This window comes from Aeromonas sp. CA23 (assembly GCF_002587065.1).
Taxonomy (GTDB): domain Bacteria; phylum Pseudomonadota; class Gammaproteobacteria; order Enterobacterales; family Aeromonadaceae; genus Aeromonas; species Aeromonas bestiarum.
Genome location: NZ_CP023818.1, coordinates 1,229,054 through 1,244,622, shown reverse-complemented (window position 1 = coordinate 1,244,622; position 15,569 = coordinate 1,229,054). Strand labels below are relative to the sequence as shown.

Genomic DNA, 15,569 nt, shown 5'->3' with positions numbered 1-15,569 from the left:
CAGGGCGACAGAAGCGGTCGGGGGCGGCCCCCCTCGCCCTGCCCCGAGGGCTGCGCAGCAGGTATGCTTGTCGCTCCCACTATTGGAGCCCTTCCATGCCCAGATTCTTGCTACTGTTGCTCGCCCTGATCCTGCTCAGCGCCTGCAGCAGTACCCCCTCGTTCGTCCAGCAAGAGTTGCAGCACCATCACTGGGTGCTCGACAAGCTGGATGGCCAGGCCGTCACGGCCTCTCGCGACAACCCGCCCGATTTCGAGATAGGTGAGCACTTCACCGTCAATGGCATCGCCGGCTGCAATCGCTACTTTGGCCAGGGACACCTCGAGGGCGACAGATTCTGGGTCACCAGCCTGGGCAGCACAGAGATGGCCTGTCAGGCACGGCTCGAGACCATAGAGCAGGCCGTCATCACCACCCTGACCGAAGGGGCCACCCTGAGCGGCACCACCCAGACCCTGATCCTGGAAGGGAAACGGCACCGTTTGGAATACCAGCTGCGGGACTGGGTGCACTAGCGCTCACAAACCGGCATCACAAACAGGAACATGTGTCCCGCCTGTGGCACACTATGAGGCAGTGCTCGCAATGGAGGCTGTCTCAGCCATGTCGATGGATCGTCTGTTTGACAAGATCAAACAACTCCCCACTATCCCGCAGCTGCTGCATGAGTTGATGCAGAGCTTCAACGATGAAAACGCCCGCATCGACCAGATCGCGGCCAAGATCGCCATGGATCAGGTGATCAGCGTCAAGGTGCTGCGGATGGCCAACTCGGCCGCCCTGCGCCGCGGCAATGAGGTCACCTCCATCGAACAGGCGGTGATCCGCCTCGGTTTCAACCGGCTGCGCTCCGTGGTGGTCGCCTCCGGCATCATAGGCAGCTTCAAGGCCCCCCCCAGCTTCGACAAGAACAAGTTCTGGACCGAAACCTTCCAAGTCGCCACCATCGCCAAGACGTTGGCCCAGGAGGCCAAGGTGCTCGATCCCGAGACTGCCTTCACCTGCGCCCTGATCCACAACATAGGCGAGCTGCTCATCCAGAGCACCCTGCCGGAAGAGGCCGAGCTCATCAATATGGCGATCCAGAAGGGCAGCAGCCGGGTCGAGGCTCAGCGCGAGATGCTGGGCTACGACTATGCCCAGCTCGGCGCCGAGCTGGCGCGGCGCTGGAACCTGTCGGAAGCCTTCGTCGATGCCATCTCCCAGCAGCTGGATCCCCTCTCCCACGATCCGGTCAGCAAGGAAGCGGTGCTGATCCGGCTCGCCGTCTTCATCTCCTTCGCCTGGAATGCGGGCGTGCCCGTCCAGGCCATCATAGCCCGCTTCCCCAAGCCGCTCGCCGATCAGCTGGGGCTGGATCCCAAATCACTGGCAGGCCAGCTCGAAACGCTTCACGAACAGGGTAATGCCCTCGCCGACCTTCTGACTCAATAAGCATCATGACCCATCCATTTCTGTTTCATCCCCAGGTGGCGCCCTGGTTCAAAGAGAGCGCCGACACACTGCAGTTGACCCTCTTTAGCGAACTGGATGCCCCGATCCGCGAGGTGTGGCTGCGCCACGAACCGGACAACGAGGAGTATCTGGTGGCCATGACGCCTGTCTCCACCCGGGACAGGTTGCAGGTGTGGCAGGCGACCCTGCCGCTGGCCAAGGGACAGGATATCCACCTCTACTGCTTCAAGTGCCTGACCGACGAGGAGCAGTGGTGGCTGCACGGTGCCGGCGTCAGCCCGGCCATGCCGCCACGGGAGCAACACTTTCGCTTCAACAGCCTGCATCAGCCGCCGGCCTGGGTGCAGGATCAGGTGTTCTACCAGATCTTCCCCGACCGCTTCTGCAACGGCGACCCGTCGCTCAGCGTCAAACATCACGAATATGAGTACAGAGGCAAGGCGGTCATCAGCAAGGCGTGGGGCGAGCCGGTCAGCCGTCACGAAGAGGGGCACGGTGCCTGTGAATTTTACGGCGGGGATCTGGCGGGCATCGATGCCAAACTGCACTATCTGCAATCCCTCGGGGTCACGGCCCTCTACCTCAACCCCATCTTCGACTCGCCGAGCAACCACAAGTACGATACCCAGGACTACTTCAAGGTGGACGCACACCTCGGCAGCAACGCGCAGTTCGCCGAGCTGACCCGCAACCTGCACCAGCGCGGCATGAAGATCATCCTGGATGCCGTGGTCAACCACACCTCGACCCAGCACCCCTGGTTCTGCCCGCCACAGGGGGCCCAGAGCAACCCGGACTCACCGTGGCGCAGCTTTTACACCTTTGACAACGAAGGGGACTACGTCAGCTGGAAGGGCATTCGCAGCCTGCCCAAGCTGGACTTTGCCAGCGAACAGGTGCAGGACGCCGTCTACCGGGCCGACGACGCCATCCTCCGTTACTGGATGCGCGCGCCCTATCAGATCGACGGCTGGCGCTTCGACGTCATCCACATGCTGGGAGAGCGGGGCACGGCCGAGGGCAATCGCGGCCATGTGCGCGCCATTCGCGGCGCGGTGAAACAGGAGAACCCGGACGCCTATGTACTCGGCGAGCACTTCTTCGAGGCGAGCCAGTGGCTGCAGGGAGATCAGGAGGATGGCGCCATGAACTACTATGGCTTCGCCCACCCGATCCGCGCCTTCCTGGCGGGGCAAGACATCGCCTATCACCCCATCAGGATCAGCGCCAACGAGCTGGATCGCTGGCTCAAGGTGGCGCGGGCCCATATCCCGTTCAAGAACCAGCTGGCTCAGTTCAACCTGCTGGACAGCCACGATACCGCCCGCTTCCTGCATCTGCTGGGCGAAGACAAACAGCGCATGACCCTGGCTGCCACCCTGCTGCTCACCTACATAGGCGTGCCGTCCATCTATTACGGTGACGAGGTGGGGCTCTCGGGTGGCAATGACCCGGATTGCCGTCGCTGCTTCCCCTGGGAAACCACGGCCTGGGATCACGTGCTGCACGATCACTACCGCCGGCTGATCCAGATCCGCAAGCAGCGGCCAGCCCTGCGCCGTGGCGACATCCAGACCCTCTACGCCGGCCCCCACAGCTATGTGTTCGCCCGCACCCTGCAAAGCGATCAGGTGGTGGTGGCCTGCAACCGTCATCCGACCGAACCGCGCACCATCAAGCTGCCCCTGTGGCAGACCGCCAGCCCCGCCAGCCGCTTCACCGATGCCTTCAACGGCGACAAGTACGAAGTGGTGCAGGGACAGGTACAACTGACCATACCCGCCAACTCGGCCAGGGTGCTGCTCTCCAGCTAGGCGTCAAAAAAGCGGAACCGGGTGTTCCGCTTTTTGTTAAAGCATCAAAAATCGCATAAAGTTGTTTGAGCTGGGTTGGATTTCTCTATGAATCATCTAGTTACTTCACGCAGAGTGGAATAAAACTGGCATCATGCAGAACTGCTTTCAGCTCTTTTCGGCTAAACTGGCTCAAGGCACATTTATTGCTTGCCTCTTGGCATCACTAGCGAGAATCCGTCATGTTCGACAATAAAACCCTATTGATTACCGGCGGCACTGGCTCGTTTGGCAAGATGCTGGTCAAGACAGTGCTGGAACGCCACAAGCCGAAACGGCTTATCATCTACTCCCGCGATGAACTGAAACAGTTCGAGATGCAGCAGGTGTTCAACGAACCCTGCATGCGCTATTTCATCGGGGATGTGCGGGATGCCAACCGGCTGAACATGGCGATGCGCGGCGTCGATTACGTTGTGCACGCGGCCGCACTCAAACAGGTGCCTGCCGCTGAATACAACCCCATGGAGTGCATCAAGACCAACATCCATGGGGCAGAGAACGTCATCCAGGCCGCCCTGCTCAATCAGGTCAAGAAGGTGATCGCCCTCTCCACCGACAAGGCCGCCAACCCCATCAACCTGTATGGCGCCACCAAGCTAGCTTCCGACAAGCTGTTTGTGGCGGCCAACAACATCGCAGGTCAGGATCCGACCCGCTTCGCGGTCGTGCGCTACGGCAATGTGGTGGGTTCACGTGGGTCAGTCGTTCCCTTCTTCCAGAAACGGATCGACCAGGGTGCCGGCACGCTTCCCATCACCCATGCCGAGATGACCCGCTTCTGGATCACCCTGCAGCAGGGGGTGGATTTTGTGATGAACAACTTCCCGCGCATGAAAGGGGGAGAGATCTTCGTACCCAAGCTGCCTTCGGTGCGGATCACCGACCTGGCTACCGCCATGGCACCCCAGCTGACCCAGGAAATTATCGGTATTCGTCCGGGCGAGAAGCTACATGAGGTGATGTGCCCCAGTGACGACTCCTATCATACCTTCGAGTTCGACGACTTCTTCATCATCGGCCCCACCATCAACTTCAACAATCGCAACAATGACTTCTCGGTCACGGCGACAGGCGAGAAGGGATGCATGGTCGAACAGGGATTCGAGTACAACTCACGCAACAACGGCGACTTCCTGACGGTGGCACAACTGAAAGAGTTGAATGACAAGGTGGTAATGGAATGATCCCGTACGGCAGGCAGTCGATTAGCGAGGCGGATATCGAGGCGGTAGTCGAGGTGTTGAGGTCGGACTTTCTGACGCAGGGCCCGGTCATCCCCCGTTTCGAGCAAGCCGTGGCAGATTACTGCGGTGCCCGCTTCGGGGTAGCGGTCAATTCGGGCACGGCCGCCTTGCACATCGCCTGCCTGGCGTTGGGTGTTGGCCAGGGAGACTGGGTCTGGACCTCCCCCATCAGCTTCGTCGCCTCGGCCAATTGTGCGCTCTATTGCGGTGCTCAGGTCGACTTCGTCGACATAGAGCCGGATACCGGCAACCTGTGCGCACTGGAGCTGGAGCGCAAGCTGATTGTCGCCAAGGCGCAAGGACGCCTGCCCAAGGTGGTCATTCCGGTACACTTCGCCGGCTTGCCCTGCGATATGAAAAAGATCCACCGTCTGGGCCAGGAGTACGGTTTTCGCATCATAGAAGATGCCTGCCACGCCCTCGGCGCCCGCTATCACGGCGAACCGACCGGCAATGGCCGCTACAGCGACATTACCGTCTTCAGCTTCCACCCAGTGAAGATCATCACCACGGGTGAAGGCGGCATGGCCATGACCAATGATCCCGCTCTCGCCAAGACCATGAGCATGCTGCGCAGCCACGGCATCACCCGTGAACCGGAAGACTTCATCAACGAACCGGACGGTCCCTGGTACTACGAACAGCAAATGCTGGGTTTCAACTATCGCATGACAGATATCCAGGCGGCGCTGGGGTTGAGTCAGATGGCAAATTTAGAAGCATGGATTGAGAAACGTTGCATGCTTGCACGTTGCTACTTCGAAGCTCTGGCGCCAGATCTTCTCCCCCGCTATTTCAGTACCGAAAGGCGCAGCGCTTTTCATCTCTATGTGCACCATGTAGCTCCCACGCAGCGCAGTGACCTGTTCCTGCGAATACGTGAAGATGAGATAGGGGCCAACGTGCACTACATCCCTATTTATCATCAACCAATGCACCAGACTGTGGGCTGCGCACGACACTGCCCTCAAGCGGAAATATTTTATGCCGGAGCCATCACCCTGCCGTTATACCCAACATTGCCAATGCTCAGTCAGTATAAAATATTTGAATCTCTTTCCAATCAACGCTCCTGATGTTCTCAGCCCTGCCCGATTGCTATGCTGGAAAAATTAAGGATAAATCTGTAGTGGGCCATATATGGAGACGATATTCACCTGAAAGTGGCTACACAAACTCAAACGCCCCTCATTAATCACATCAGCAGCCGGATAGCCATTATCCAACCCATAAGGGCTGTTCAATTTACTTGATGGCGAAAAGGCATGCCAAGCCCTATGAGCTTGTTCATAACCTTCACACCAGCCAAGGTCTCGCCCACTTGGGCGTTGTAGTTCCGCAAGCTCAGCTTCGGCCCGATGAGTTGCTTGCACCGGTACATGGCCGTCTCAGTTATCGAGCATTGTAATAGTCGGAGTCTGACGATTACTCCCTCACCAAGCGACTCACGGCCCGCTGCTAACAGCGCAGGAACTCGCCCAGCGAGACATCAACGTCAGTGCCGGCGGGGTGAGCGGCATGTGGCAACATCACGACTTGCTCTCCAAACACGACCGCTTGTTGCGCCTTGAGAAAACTCATCGGAGGTAGACGATTGAGCTTAATGACGAGCAGACTCGCCTGCTTGAATGCTTCAGTTCGGAGTTTCGCGAGCGCCAGATAGAGGTCAAAATAGTGGCGACTCTACACCAACAAGCTACCGGTAACCTCGATTCATATGCTCAAATGAAGCGGCACTACCGCTCTTCAAAACTCATGAGGCACGAAGCCTATACCACACTGTCGGATAACGAGCGTGAGTTCTACGGGCAACCTGACAATCACCCCTATGAGCGGAGGTTGAGCACCGAACCACCAAAGTGCGCATGCCGCGGAGCAACGGCATTATCGAGCGGCTGCGCCGCCCCTCTGCTGGATGAATACCTCCGTATCAAAGGGCAAACAATCTGGTATGAGTCAGTGAAGCGGGTGCAGGCAGACTTGGATAGCTCCCTGAAGCACTACAACACTCAGGGGCCACATCAGGACCGTATGATGGAGGGAGCAGGTCCTCTACAATATGCTCAGAAAAGAACTGAAATTGATACCGAAGGCAGTGCACTCTAAAATAGCGTAAAGAGACACCGGGTTGAGACCGGTGTCAGATGATAGCTAGATCTATACACTTGGAATATCTACTGCTCCCCACAGTCAGTTATATTATAAATAGCTTAACCTCTGGTTAAATGATTATTTAACCAGAGATAACAGAACCTTTGTTTCACACCTTACTTATGTTCTTTATCACTTGACTGCGATCAGTCATCAGTATTTTGGGGAGTAGATCATGACTGGGCCTTCCCGCCAAATAAAAAGTATAGTTCACATCGGCCTTATCGCCTGTATATGCTATTACATGATCATCAGTTATCAAAGACAAGCTTTATAATTTCAAACATATGCCCTGGAAATTAAAACCCTGTCTGAAATTGAACAATAGAATGCCTATTTAAAATAATAAATTAATCTCTATTTTTTAGAGCGTCACGAATATACCATGGCATTGAGAGAGATATTCCTTCTAAAATTTTATATTTTGGTTCATAACCTAGCATATCTCTAGCTTTAGATATATCAGCTTGAGAGTGACGAACATCTCCCGCTCTATAATCTCTGTAAATAGGTGCCTTGTTGTAATTTATGTTATTATTTTTAAGGGAGTCTAAAATTGAATAGTAAAGTGAATTAAGAGATGTTCTGTCGCCTACAGCTACGTTATACACATTATTTTTATTATTCTCTGATGTTGTAGCGGAAAGAATGTTCATTTGAATTACATTTTCAATAAAGCAAAAATCTCTACTGGTTTCCCCATCACCATTTATGAATATATCATCACCACCAATCATCGCAGACGTCCATTTTGGAATAACTGCAGAATATGAACCTGATGGATCCTGGCGTTTCCCAAAAACATTGAAATATCGAAGACCTATACACTTAAAGTTGTATACACGTGCAAAAACGTCAGCATAGAGCTCATTGACATACTTTGTAACAGCATAAGGAGATAGTTGATTCCCAATATTACTCTCAACCTTAGGCAATGCTAGATGGTCACCATAGGTAGAACTGCTGGCAGCATAAGTAAAGCTTTTCACCCGCTCATCATGGGATGCAACTAACATATTCAAAAAACCACTAATATTTGTCTCATTAGTTGCAATTGGATCATTTATCGACCGTGGCACTGAACCAAGAGCCGCTTGATGTAAAACATAGTCAACCCCCTTAACTATCTCACGGCATTCATCTATGTTTCGAATATCACCATCAATAAAGTTGAACAGTGACCACTGCACAGCAGACACTTCAGACTTCACCTCATCTAAGTTATGCTGATAACCTGTTGAAAAATTATCTATTCCGATAACAAATTGATTTAGCTTAAGCAATTGTTCTAATAAATTGGAACCAATAAAACCAGCAACCCCTGTGATAAGCCATACTTTAGGATCTTTTTTTAATGTTTCTTTGACTTTACTATATTTCATCATTTCATTCTCATGGGATATAATTTTCGAAAAATCGCTGCAAAAAAATAACTATTTTTCTTAATTACAACCTTATATCAGAACCATCTTTAGGAAAGATATATTTTAAATCGTAAACAACCGACTCTAATTTTGTACATTTCCTAATGTCAGATATGCTCATCGATTTGAACTCATCGTGTGCAACCGCCATTATCACAGCATCATAATGATGCTGTTTAAGATCGACCACAAGAGAAATACCATATTCATGGTACGCTTCATCTGGATTTATCCAAGGATCAAATACTTCTACATTCACATTGTAGTCAGCCAATTCAGATATAATATCAACCACTCTTGTGTTGCGAAGGTCCGGGCAATTTTCTTTAAACGACAACCCCATAATAAGAACATTTGCACCATAAACTTGAATACGTTTATTCAGTAACGCCTTCACCAGCTGAGATGCTACATAGTTCCCCATCCCATCATTAATTCGGCGACCGGCTAGAATTAACTCAGGGTGATATCCGATGGCCTGTGCCTTGTGGGTCAAATAATAGGGGTCAACACCGATACAATGACCGCCAACCAGTCCTGGCCTAAACGGCAAAAAGTTCCATTTGCTCCCAGCAGCGTTCAAAACCTCTTCTGTATCAATGTTCATTTTATTAAAAATAATAGCCAATTCATTAATTAAAGCTACGTTTAGATCTCGCTGAGTATTTTCAATAACTTTAGCGGCCTCAGCAACTTTCATTGATGATGCTTTATGTGTACCTTTAGTAATAATTGAATTATATAAATCATCAATTATATCTGCTATTTCAGGGGTTGAGCCAGACGTTACTTTTTTGATCGTCGTCACTCTGTGCTCTTTGTCACCAGGATTAACTCTCTCAGGACTATAGCCCGCAAAGAAATCTCGATTAAACTTTTTTCCGGATACTTCTTCGAGTACAGGGATACATACTTCCTCTGTCGCTCCAGGATATACTGTCGACTCATAGATGACAATATCACCAAATTTTAGCACAGAACCAACTGACTTAGATGCTTTTATCAATAGAGACATATCAGGCTGTTTATGTTTATCGATTGGCGTGGGTACAGTGACAATGTAAATATTACAGTCATTAATGTCTTCTAAATTATTACTATACATCAACAACTTTGCGCTATTGAGCTCCTCAACAGTGCATTCCAACGTAGAATCTATACTATTTTTGAGTCCTTCAATACGTTTTGAGTTTATGTCAAATCCAACAGTATTGTACTTTTTCCCAAACTCAACAGCTAAAGGCAAACCCACATAACCGAGTCCTATAATTGCAATTCGTTTATCTTTCATGATTTTACCTATCTTGAATGCTAATAATTATATATAAACAACCCATGAACTTATAATAACCATAACCAATAAGCATATAAAACAAATCAATTGGCAATTTACACATCAGAGACCAATTTGGCTTTGTTGGAATCGCCCCTGATTTTCTATAAACTCTGTTGTTGAAAAATGAACTACCTGCCAAACTCTACCGGCGACAGTCCATCATTGGAGCTATGGTGCATGATTGGGTTATCAAACATCTCGATATAATCAAACACCTCGCAGCAGGCATCATCTCTTGTCGGGTAAATCCTGCGCTTGACCCGCTTTCTTTTGAGCAACTGAAAGAAACTCCCGGCGACAGCATTGTCGTGACAGTTGCCACATCGGCTCATACTGCGACTCAGGTTGTGAACCTTCAGAAAGTCCCGCCATTCCCCACCAGTAAATTGGCAGCCCTGAGCCTAATGCCCCAACACCGGTTGTTTTGGCTTCCGCCGCCAGATCGCTATCAAAAGCGCATCAACTGCCAGATTTTATGTCATACGTGACGTTCATCCCCCAGCCGACTGCCTGGTAAGAGAACGGGTCGAGTACCACTGCCAGGTACAACCACCCTTCCTGAATGCGAATGTAGGTAATGTCAGCCACTCGGGAGATATGAGGGGTTGGGTACCTTAAATTGACGGGCCAGCGCGTTCGGAGGCTACTAGTGAGATCTGGCCACCATAATACCGTTTACGGCGATGACAGCCAGGTGGCGAATACAGCCCCTCCCGCCTCATTAATTTGGCCACTCCGCGCTTGCCGCAGGCCCCCCAAGTCACGGAGCTCGTGATGGATTTTGCGGTCCTCATAGACAGTGCCACTTTCCAGCCAAGATTGCTTGGCCAACCCGGTCAGCCGTTCATCCTCCTGCTGCTGTAACGATATGGGTTGTTTCAGCCAGGTATAGAAACGCCCAGGGTCTTGCACAGAGTAACCGCACTGTATCAGTCGAGTCGGGAGGTTATAAACAACGCATCTTTCTTTGACTCGCTGGCAAAGTACACGGTGGCCTCCTTTAGGATATGGCGCACCTAAGGTGGCTTGTTTACAGCTGCGATTTTGCATGTCTCTGGATAACATTGATGGGTCATAACACTTTCAATATTTGCTTCATTTTAAGGCTGTGATGTGTCTAGGAAAGTAGGGGCAATTCAGTTACCAGTTGCTGATCTTGTGTCTGGACTTGCTCATTTGATGTTTTCAGAGGCAGCCCTAGAGGAGCAGTTCACCAAGATTGCGGATAACTCTCCGATTTCAGCAACAAGGCATAGTATTTGAGACTTTAATAGCTTTGAGAACTTGTCTAGCCATAGCTATTCCAAACTAACATCGTAACTTTAAATCAACAACTATTACTCAAAAAATGAATTAATGGCATCGATAATATAATTTTGCTCTACCTTAGTTAGTCTGGAGTATAACGGCAAGCGCAGCAACGTCTTAGACACACTAGTCGTATTTATATCCTCACCATGAAATCGTCCATATAAACAACCAGCCGGACTGGAGTGTAAAGGAACGAAATGTGAGGTTACCTCTACATTAAGACCCCGCATAAAATCAAATAATTTACGCTGTTCTTGTTCAGAGCGTAACCTTATATGGTATATATGTGCATTATGCTCTACGTGTGCAGGAATAATTGGTACCTTTATAACTCCAGAGCTAGCCAGCTCCGATAATCCATCATGATACAGGCACCATTTATTTCTTCTTTCGCTCGTGATCTGGAAAGCATTCTGCAACTGCTCCAACAAAACAATAGCTTGGATCTCAGACATCACGTAGCTAGAAGACAACCTCTGCCATGTATACTTATCAATCTCACCACGGAGAAATTTAGAGCGATCAGTACCTTTTTCTTGAATAATTTCACTGACATCATAAAACTTCCGCTCATTGACTAATAAAGCACCTCCCTCTCCGCCTGCATGAATGTTCTTAGTATGATGATAACTTATGCATCCGAAATGCCCAATAGAACCAAGATGCCTCCCTTTATAGGTTGACATCAAAGCCTGTGCTGCGTCTTCAATTAAAATAAGATCGTGTCTATTACAGATATCAACAATGACATCCATTTCGGCCGAGACGCCCGCATAATGCACCACCACAACTGCCTTCGTCCTAGGGGGTAATTGCATCTTCTATCAACCTCTCATCGAGATTAAACGTATCGGGCCTGATATCAACAAAAACCAATCTTGCTCCACGTAATGCAAATGCACTAGCCGAGGTAACAAATGTAAAACTTGGTAAAATAACCTCATCACCAGGCTGTATGTTTATAGCCAAAGCAGCCATTTCTAACGATGCACTACAAGATGGTGTTAACAGTATCTTTTGAATACCACATATTTCCTGCATCAATTTTTCACATTTATTTCTGTTAACCCCCAACCCTAATGTAATACCATCTGTATCATCTATGTGATTGATGTAAGATGTCGGACAATTGTATGGTATCATCTTATGGTGAGGTTTCATTTCATAATAACCTTGATATCATCAACAAGATTTGCGTAACTCCGCCCAGAATCAGGCCAAGTTGTTAGAACCCAATCAGGACATTTCCCACAGAAACCATGGCATTTAAAATCATTATCCATGTGAGCTGCTCGTAATTTATTCATGAACTCCCCTTGCCACGCATCTTTGAGTGTTGTCTGCCTATAATCAATAAAACTGGATGCATATACCCAATCAATTGGGCAAAATGAAAGTTCACCTTTGGGGTCTAGGCTCAATCGCTCCCACGGATACAAACAAGGTCTACGTTTTATATCGTAATTTTTTCTCGCTGTTGCCAACATACCAACCGCTGAATGCAGATTCCTAATCAAAACCTCATCAACACCTTTTTCTTTCCAGAATCCGATAAAGTCATCTACTTCATCTTCGTTGCCAGGCTGGCGGATGAAACTAACGACAATACGAGTCCTATACTTACCATTCCTTATATGCTCTATCATCCTGATAATATTTCTTCGGACTTGTTCAAGCCGCCCGCCACGGATTTTTGCATAGGTCTCATCTTTAAATGCGTCAATGCTAATATCAATCATGTGTAAACCACTTTCCAATAGCTGCTTCATTTTTTTTTCATTCAGAATTGTGCCATTGGTAGTGAGCGTAACAAATGTACCACTATGTTCGACTGCATATTGGATCATTTCGTGCGCTAATGGGTGAAGTAAAGGCTCACCACTACTAGCATAGCGTATATACTGACAATACCCATTGCTATTCTCTCTTATATCATCTACGAGTTTTTTATTTATCTCTGGCTCTAATAGCCTTGCAGCATAATGCTCAGACAGCTTAAATTGCGGATGCGCACAATGCGTGCATCTTAAATTGCATACTTCAGCAATATCCACAATTACTTGCGATGGAAACTCTGATGACAATCGATCATAGAAACCATATTTATTCATACCGCCCCCCTTCCCTTAGCTATTTCACTAATAATAAATTCACTACCAGCACACAACAATACATCAATTATACTCATTTTATCGATGAACCCTGGCCACACCTGCTGATATTTCATATATCTAGGATATGTCACCCACGCAACCGCTATACCTTTTTTTTCAAAATAGCTACTTTCTAAATACGATCTTGCCGCTGGCCCAGATACATATACATCTGCGCACGCTCTTTCCGCGATACATGCGAGTCTTTCTGTTGCATCAGTATACTCATCCCCCGCTAGGTAAAAATCATCAAAGACTACAGGTGTCGCTATCCCTAGTATGCAAGCAATTTTTTTTATGAAAAATAAATTGATATCTGAGATGCAGTCGAACTCTCTTGCCTGACCATACCAAGACTCAAGTTCGCTAATGTAGTGCTCAAAGTAATTAGCCTTTTTATATTGCATCTTAATCATAGACAAATGCTGTGAGGACCATTTACCATCAACCACTTTAGTTGAGGATATTGTCTGACTCCGCTCGGTATGACATACCGGTATCGTTAACCACTTAGGTCCGTTCGGCGTTGAGATCCTATTGCGATTTCTCCAATCCCGATTGGTGTATTGTACAGAGTCAAGGAGTATGAATTCATCAACTTGGCTGAGTACATCAAAATATCCAATCCAAGGAATATAATTTGACTGGATAATGGCTATTTTCTTTTCTTTTTCGGCCACTAATAAACCCTTATTATTTTTCTTGGCTCAACCCCCAGAGAAGTAAGTTGGCAGTTTATTTCTGGCCAATAGTCCGAGGCAACAAATATCACATCAACATCACTAGCACCATCAAAGGAAAATCCTTTTACCTCCTTGCCTAAAAAGGTCTCGCCATGCTTACTTTCATTGTTATCAAAGTAACATTCCACTCTCAAATCTTTACCTGATGAGCTCCTCTCGATTTCTATTTTGTCATAAAACTTTAACGCACCTGTCCCCGTCCCAAATATTGCTATATCAAGAGCATCATAATCACCAAAATGATAATAAAAATCATCCGGAAGATTTCGCTCAAATCTATATGTTATTTTATCTGTAAACTCACTCTGCAATATAAAATTTCTTATTTTTGGAAGCAATACATCTATACTGTGATACCTTTTTACATATTCAGAACAACTGACAGATTTTTTCTGCAAGAATCCATCATCGAAACTTTCCATCAATATATCTATGATATCTCTTCGCTGAAGAGGCTCTTCACCAATCATCATAAGATAAAGACTTGAACCCTCATCGAACTCATCTGTTGCTTCATCTAACCACACACCTTTAACTAGACGGCGCAACCCCTTTACACTGGAGTCTATTGCTAAAACAGGCAAGCCCATCATTGCAAGATGATATGCTGAAGATCCCATGGCAACTGCGAAGTGATATTTTTCACTATTAACTCTGCTATATATTTCTACCTCATTCATTTTTCCTATAAATCTAATCCTCAGCCTATCTCTCACTTGTTCGCAGTATGATTTCACTTCATTTTCATACGGTTCAACCCCATACCCGATTAAATCAAAATAGATCGTTATATTTTTGTTTATTTCAAGAAGTTCGTTTAAACCTTCGATAAATTTAAATATACTTTCATTCTTAAAGAAATCAAAACGACCTAGCCAAAGCACTCTTAATACATTTTCTGGCGCGGTGATCTGGTAATTAATATTATGCACCACAGGTTCGACAGGGACTGTAGCTAGAGCCCGATGATGAAGACATAGAGAAAAATAATGTTCGTTGTATTTTCTAAATATATCATTTGGATACCAGATCGCTTTAGCACCGTCTAGTTTAGAAAGCAAATCGCGTTTGTAGTGCCATAGCCTGTCTATTCGTTTTGATTTAAAGGAACGTGCTGCGTTAAATCCAACATCAGGCTCCCAGAGACTCCAAGCTTCCGGATGCAATATCCCTGTTAATATATGAACTCGCTTATCACCATTAAAAATATGCATTGCTTTGTGCAGTACATCGAAATATGAAGCTAGAACATATATTTCCTCCCCAAAGAAATCATCGATAATCTGCTGGCCTACTGCCGCAAGGTAGGATTGCTCTCTGAGAGAAACAAAGAAATCATCCATTTCAGGAATGATATACTTTTTAATTTCAACACCCTTTCTGTCCAGCAACTCAAATATAAAGCTACCCTTTCTACCAACCACGGCAACATTATCACCAATATCGACCAAATAACTAACCAATCTTGTATTAAATGTCTCAGCACCACCAAGACCTTGGCTAAAATCAAAAACAATAATATTCATTATATATAGCCCCCCACCAACATCTCATTCTTTGTAGCGCCTTTTCATACATATTTACAAAGCATATATCGTAAAAACCACAGCAACATAACTCACTAAAAAACCAAGCAAGAATAACAATTAGCTTGACAATATAAAGCAATGTTTTGATAAGCATGCATGCGCCTAGTTTTAATGCATCTTCGCTCAGTTAGAAACTCGTAAGATCAAGGAGAACACTACATATAGGTAGCTAACATTTTCGAGATCTTGCCTAGATCGCACCTGGTTTCTTGCTTTTCAATATTACGACTCATTGTCTTGCCATCTATAGCCAGCTATGGGTTAGCGACAACTGCTCATCCAAACTTAAAGCTTTATAAAATGTCCG

12 protein-coding genes and 3 pseudogenes are annotated in these 15,569 nt (G+C 47.5%); 6 read left to right on the top strand and 9 right to left on the bottom strand.

Annotation, left to right across the window (positions count from 1 at the left end; all coding sequences use genetic code 11):
- Positions 1–95: 95 nt before the first annotated feature.
- From CK910_RS05820 to pseC, 5 genes are all read left to right on the top strand, one after another.
- Positions 96–515 carry an META domain-containing protein gene (locus CK910_RS05820; RefSeq protein WP_098981538.1) on the top strand — a complete coding sequence of 140 codons (420 nt, stop codon included), beginning with the start codon at positions 96–98 and terminating at the stop codon, positions 513–515.
- A 70-nt stretch (positions 516–585) separates the two neighbouring features.
- Complete coding sequence (locus CK910_RS05815; protein WP_043142842.1) at positions 586–1,434, top strand: HDOD domain-containing protein; 849 nt, start codon at positions 586–588, stop codon at positions 1,432–1,434.
- Positions 1,435–1,439: 5 nt separating this feature from the next.
- Positions 1,440–3,269: a maltodextrin glucosidase gene (gene malZ, locus CK910_RS05810; protein ID WP_098981536.1), complete on the top strand. Its 1,830-nt coding sequence runs from the start codon at positions 1,440–1,442 to the stop codon at positions 3,267–3,269.
- A gap of 221 nt (positions 3,270–3,490) precedes the next feature.
- The gene (gene pseB, locus CK910_RS05805) at positions 3,491–4,495 is read left to right on the top strand and encodes a UDP-N-acetylglucosamine 4,6-dehydratase (inverting) (protein ID WP_098981534.1); all 1,005 of its coding nucleotides are present in this window, start codon (positions 3,491–3,493) and stop codon (positions 4,493–4,495) included.
- The gene (pseC, locus tag CK910_RS05800; RefSeq protein ID WP_098981533.1) at positions 4,492–5,631 is read left to right on the top strand and encodes a UDP-4-amino-4,6-dideoxy-N-acetyl-beta-L-altrosamine transaminase; all 1,140 of its coding nucleotides are present in this window, start codon (positions 4,492–4,494) and stop codon (positions 5,629–5,631) included. Before pseB ends, pseC begins: the two co-directional genes overlap by 4 nt.
- A 164-nt stretch (positions 5,632–5,795) precedes the next feature.
- Here the strand turns inward: pseC and CK910_RS05795 are convergent.
- A pseudogene (locus CK910_RS05795) lies at positions 5,796–5,954 on the bottom strand (IS5/IS1182 family transposase); the annotation flags it as partial.
- Positions 5,955–5,978: 24 nt separating this feature from the next.
- Between CK910_RS05795 and CK910_RS24035 the strand changes: the two are divergent.
- A pseudogene (locus CK910_RS24035) lies at positions 5,979–6,671 on the top strand (integrase core domain-containing protein); the annotation flags it as partial.
- A 385-nt stretch (positions 6,672–7,056) separates the two neighbouring features.
- On the opposite strand, the gene CK910_RS05785 reads toward CK910_RS24035, so the two are convergent.
- The 8 genes and pseudogenes from CK910_RS05785 to CK910_RS05755 all read right to left on the bottom strand — a co-directional run bounded on the left by CK910_RS05785 (position 7,057) and on the right by CK910_RS05755 (position 15,199).
- A complete protein-coding gene (locus CK910_RS05785) occupies positions 7,057–8,091 on the bottom strand; it encodes an NAD-dependent epimerase/dehydratase family protein (protein ID WP_098981531.1) in 1,035 nt (344 codons plus the stop codon).
- A 61-nt stretch (positions 8,092–8,152) separates the two neighbouring features.
- Positions 8,153–9,421 (bottom strand): Vi polysaccharide biosynthesis UDP-N-acetylglucosamine C-6 dehydrogenase TviB, encoded by a 1,269-nt coding sequence (gene tviB / locus CK910_RS05780; protein WP_157774598.1) that lies wholly within the window; start codon positions 9,419–9,421, stop codon positions 8,153–8,155.
- Between the two features lie 173 nt (positions 9,422–9,594).
- Positions 9,595–10,468: pseudogene (locus tag CK910_RS05775) on the bottom strand (IS3 family transposase); the annotation flags it as partial.
- A 335-nt stretch (positions 10,469–10,803) separates the two neighbouring features.
- Positions 10,804–11,595 carry a DegT/DnrJ/EryC1/StrS family aminotransferase gene (locus CK910_RS05770; RefSeq protein WP_253852830.1) on the bottom strand — a complete coding sequence of 264 codons (792 nt, stop codon included), beginning with the start codon at positions 11,593–11,595 and terminating at the stop codon, positions 10,804–10,806.
- Positions 11,579–11,938, bottom strand: a complete 360-nt coding sequence (locus CK910_RS24285) for an aminotransferase class I/II-fold pyridoxal phosphate-dependent enzyme (protein WP_253852829.1) — start codon at positions 11,936–11,938, stop codon at positions 11,579–11,581. The genes CK910_RS05770 and CK910_RS24285 overlap by 17 nt, the downstream gene beginning before the upstream one ends.
- Complete coding sequence (locus CK910_RS05765; RefSeq protein WP_253852828.1) at positions 11,935–12,888, bottom strand: radical SAM/SPASM domain-containing protein; 954 nt, start codon at positions 12,886–12,888, stop codon at positions 11,935–11,937. The genes CK910_RS24285 and CK910_RS05765 overlap by 4 nt, the downstream gene beginning before the upstream one ends.
- Positions 12,885–13,610, bottom strand: a complete 726-nt coding sequence (locus CK910_RS05760) for a WbqC family protein (protein WP_098981526.1) — start codon at positions 13,608–13,610, stop codon at positions 12,885–12,887. The genes CK910_RS05765 and CK910_RS05760 overlap by 4 nt, the downstream gene beginning before the upstream one ends.
- On the bottom strand, positions 13,610–15,199 hold the full coding sequence (locus tag CK910_RS05755) for a glycosyltransferase (RefSeq protein ID WP_098981524.1): 1,590 nt from the start codon (positions 15,197–15,199) through the stop codon (positions 13,610–13,612). The genes CK910_RS05760 and CK910_RS05755 overlap by 1 nt, the downstream gene beginning before the upstream one ends.
- Positions 15,200–15,569 lie beyond the last annotated feature (370 nt).

What these genes read in the sequence shown, in the direction of transcription:
- malZ (WP_098981536.1), top strand. Translation starts at nt 1,440, where the DNA reads ATGACCCATCCATTTCTGTTTCATCCCCAGGTGGCGCCCTGGTTCAAA.
- CK910_RS05765 (WP_253852828.1), bottom strand. Translation starts at nt 12,888, where the DNA reads ATGAATAAATATGGTTTCTATGATCGATTGTCATCAGAGTTTCCATCG.
- CK910_RS05755 (WP_098981524.1), bottom strand. Translation starts at nt 15,199, where the DNA reads ATGAATATTATTGTTTTTGATTTTAGCCAAGGTCTTGGTGGTGCTGAG.
- CK910_RS24285 (WP_253852829.1), bottom strand. Translation starts at nt 11,938, where the DNA reads ATGAAACCTCACCATAAGATGATACCATACAATTGTCCGACATCTTAC.
- CK910_RS05815 (WP_043142842.1), top strand. Translation starts at nt 586, where the DNA reads ATGGAGGCTGTCTCAGCCATGTCGATGGATCGTCTGTTTGACAAGATC.
- tviB (WP_157774598.1), bottom strand. Translation starts at nt 9,421, where the DNA reads ATGAAAGATAAACGAATTGCAATTATAGGACTCGGTTATGTGGGTTTG.
- CK910_RS05820 (WP_098981538.1), top strand. Translation starts at nt 96, where the DNA reads ATGCCCAGATTCTTGCTACTGTTGCTCGCCCTGATCCTGCTCAGCGCC.
- CK910_RS05770 (WP_253852830.1), bottom strand. Translation starts at nt 11,595, where the DNA reads ATGCAATTACCCCCTAGGACGAAGGCAGTTGTGGTGGTGCATTATGCG.
- pseC (WP_098981533.1), top strand. Translation starts at nt 4,492, where the DNA reads ATGATCCCGTACGGCAGGCAGTCGATTAGCGAGGCGGATATCGAGGCG.
- pseB (WP_098981534.1), top strand. Translation starts at nt 3,491, where the DNA reads ATGTTCGACAATAAAACCCTATTGATTACCGGCGGCACTGGCTCGTTT.
- CK910_RS05785 (WP_098981531.1), bottom strand. Translation starts at nt 8,091, where the DNA reads ATGATGAAATATAGTAAAGTCAAAGAAACATTAAAAAAAGATCCTAAA.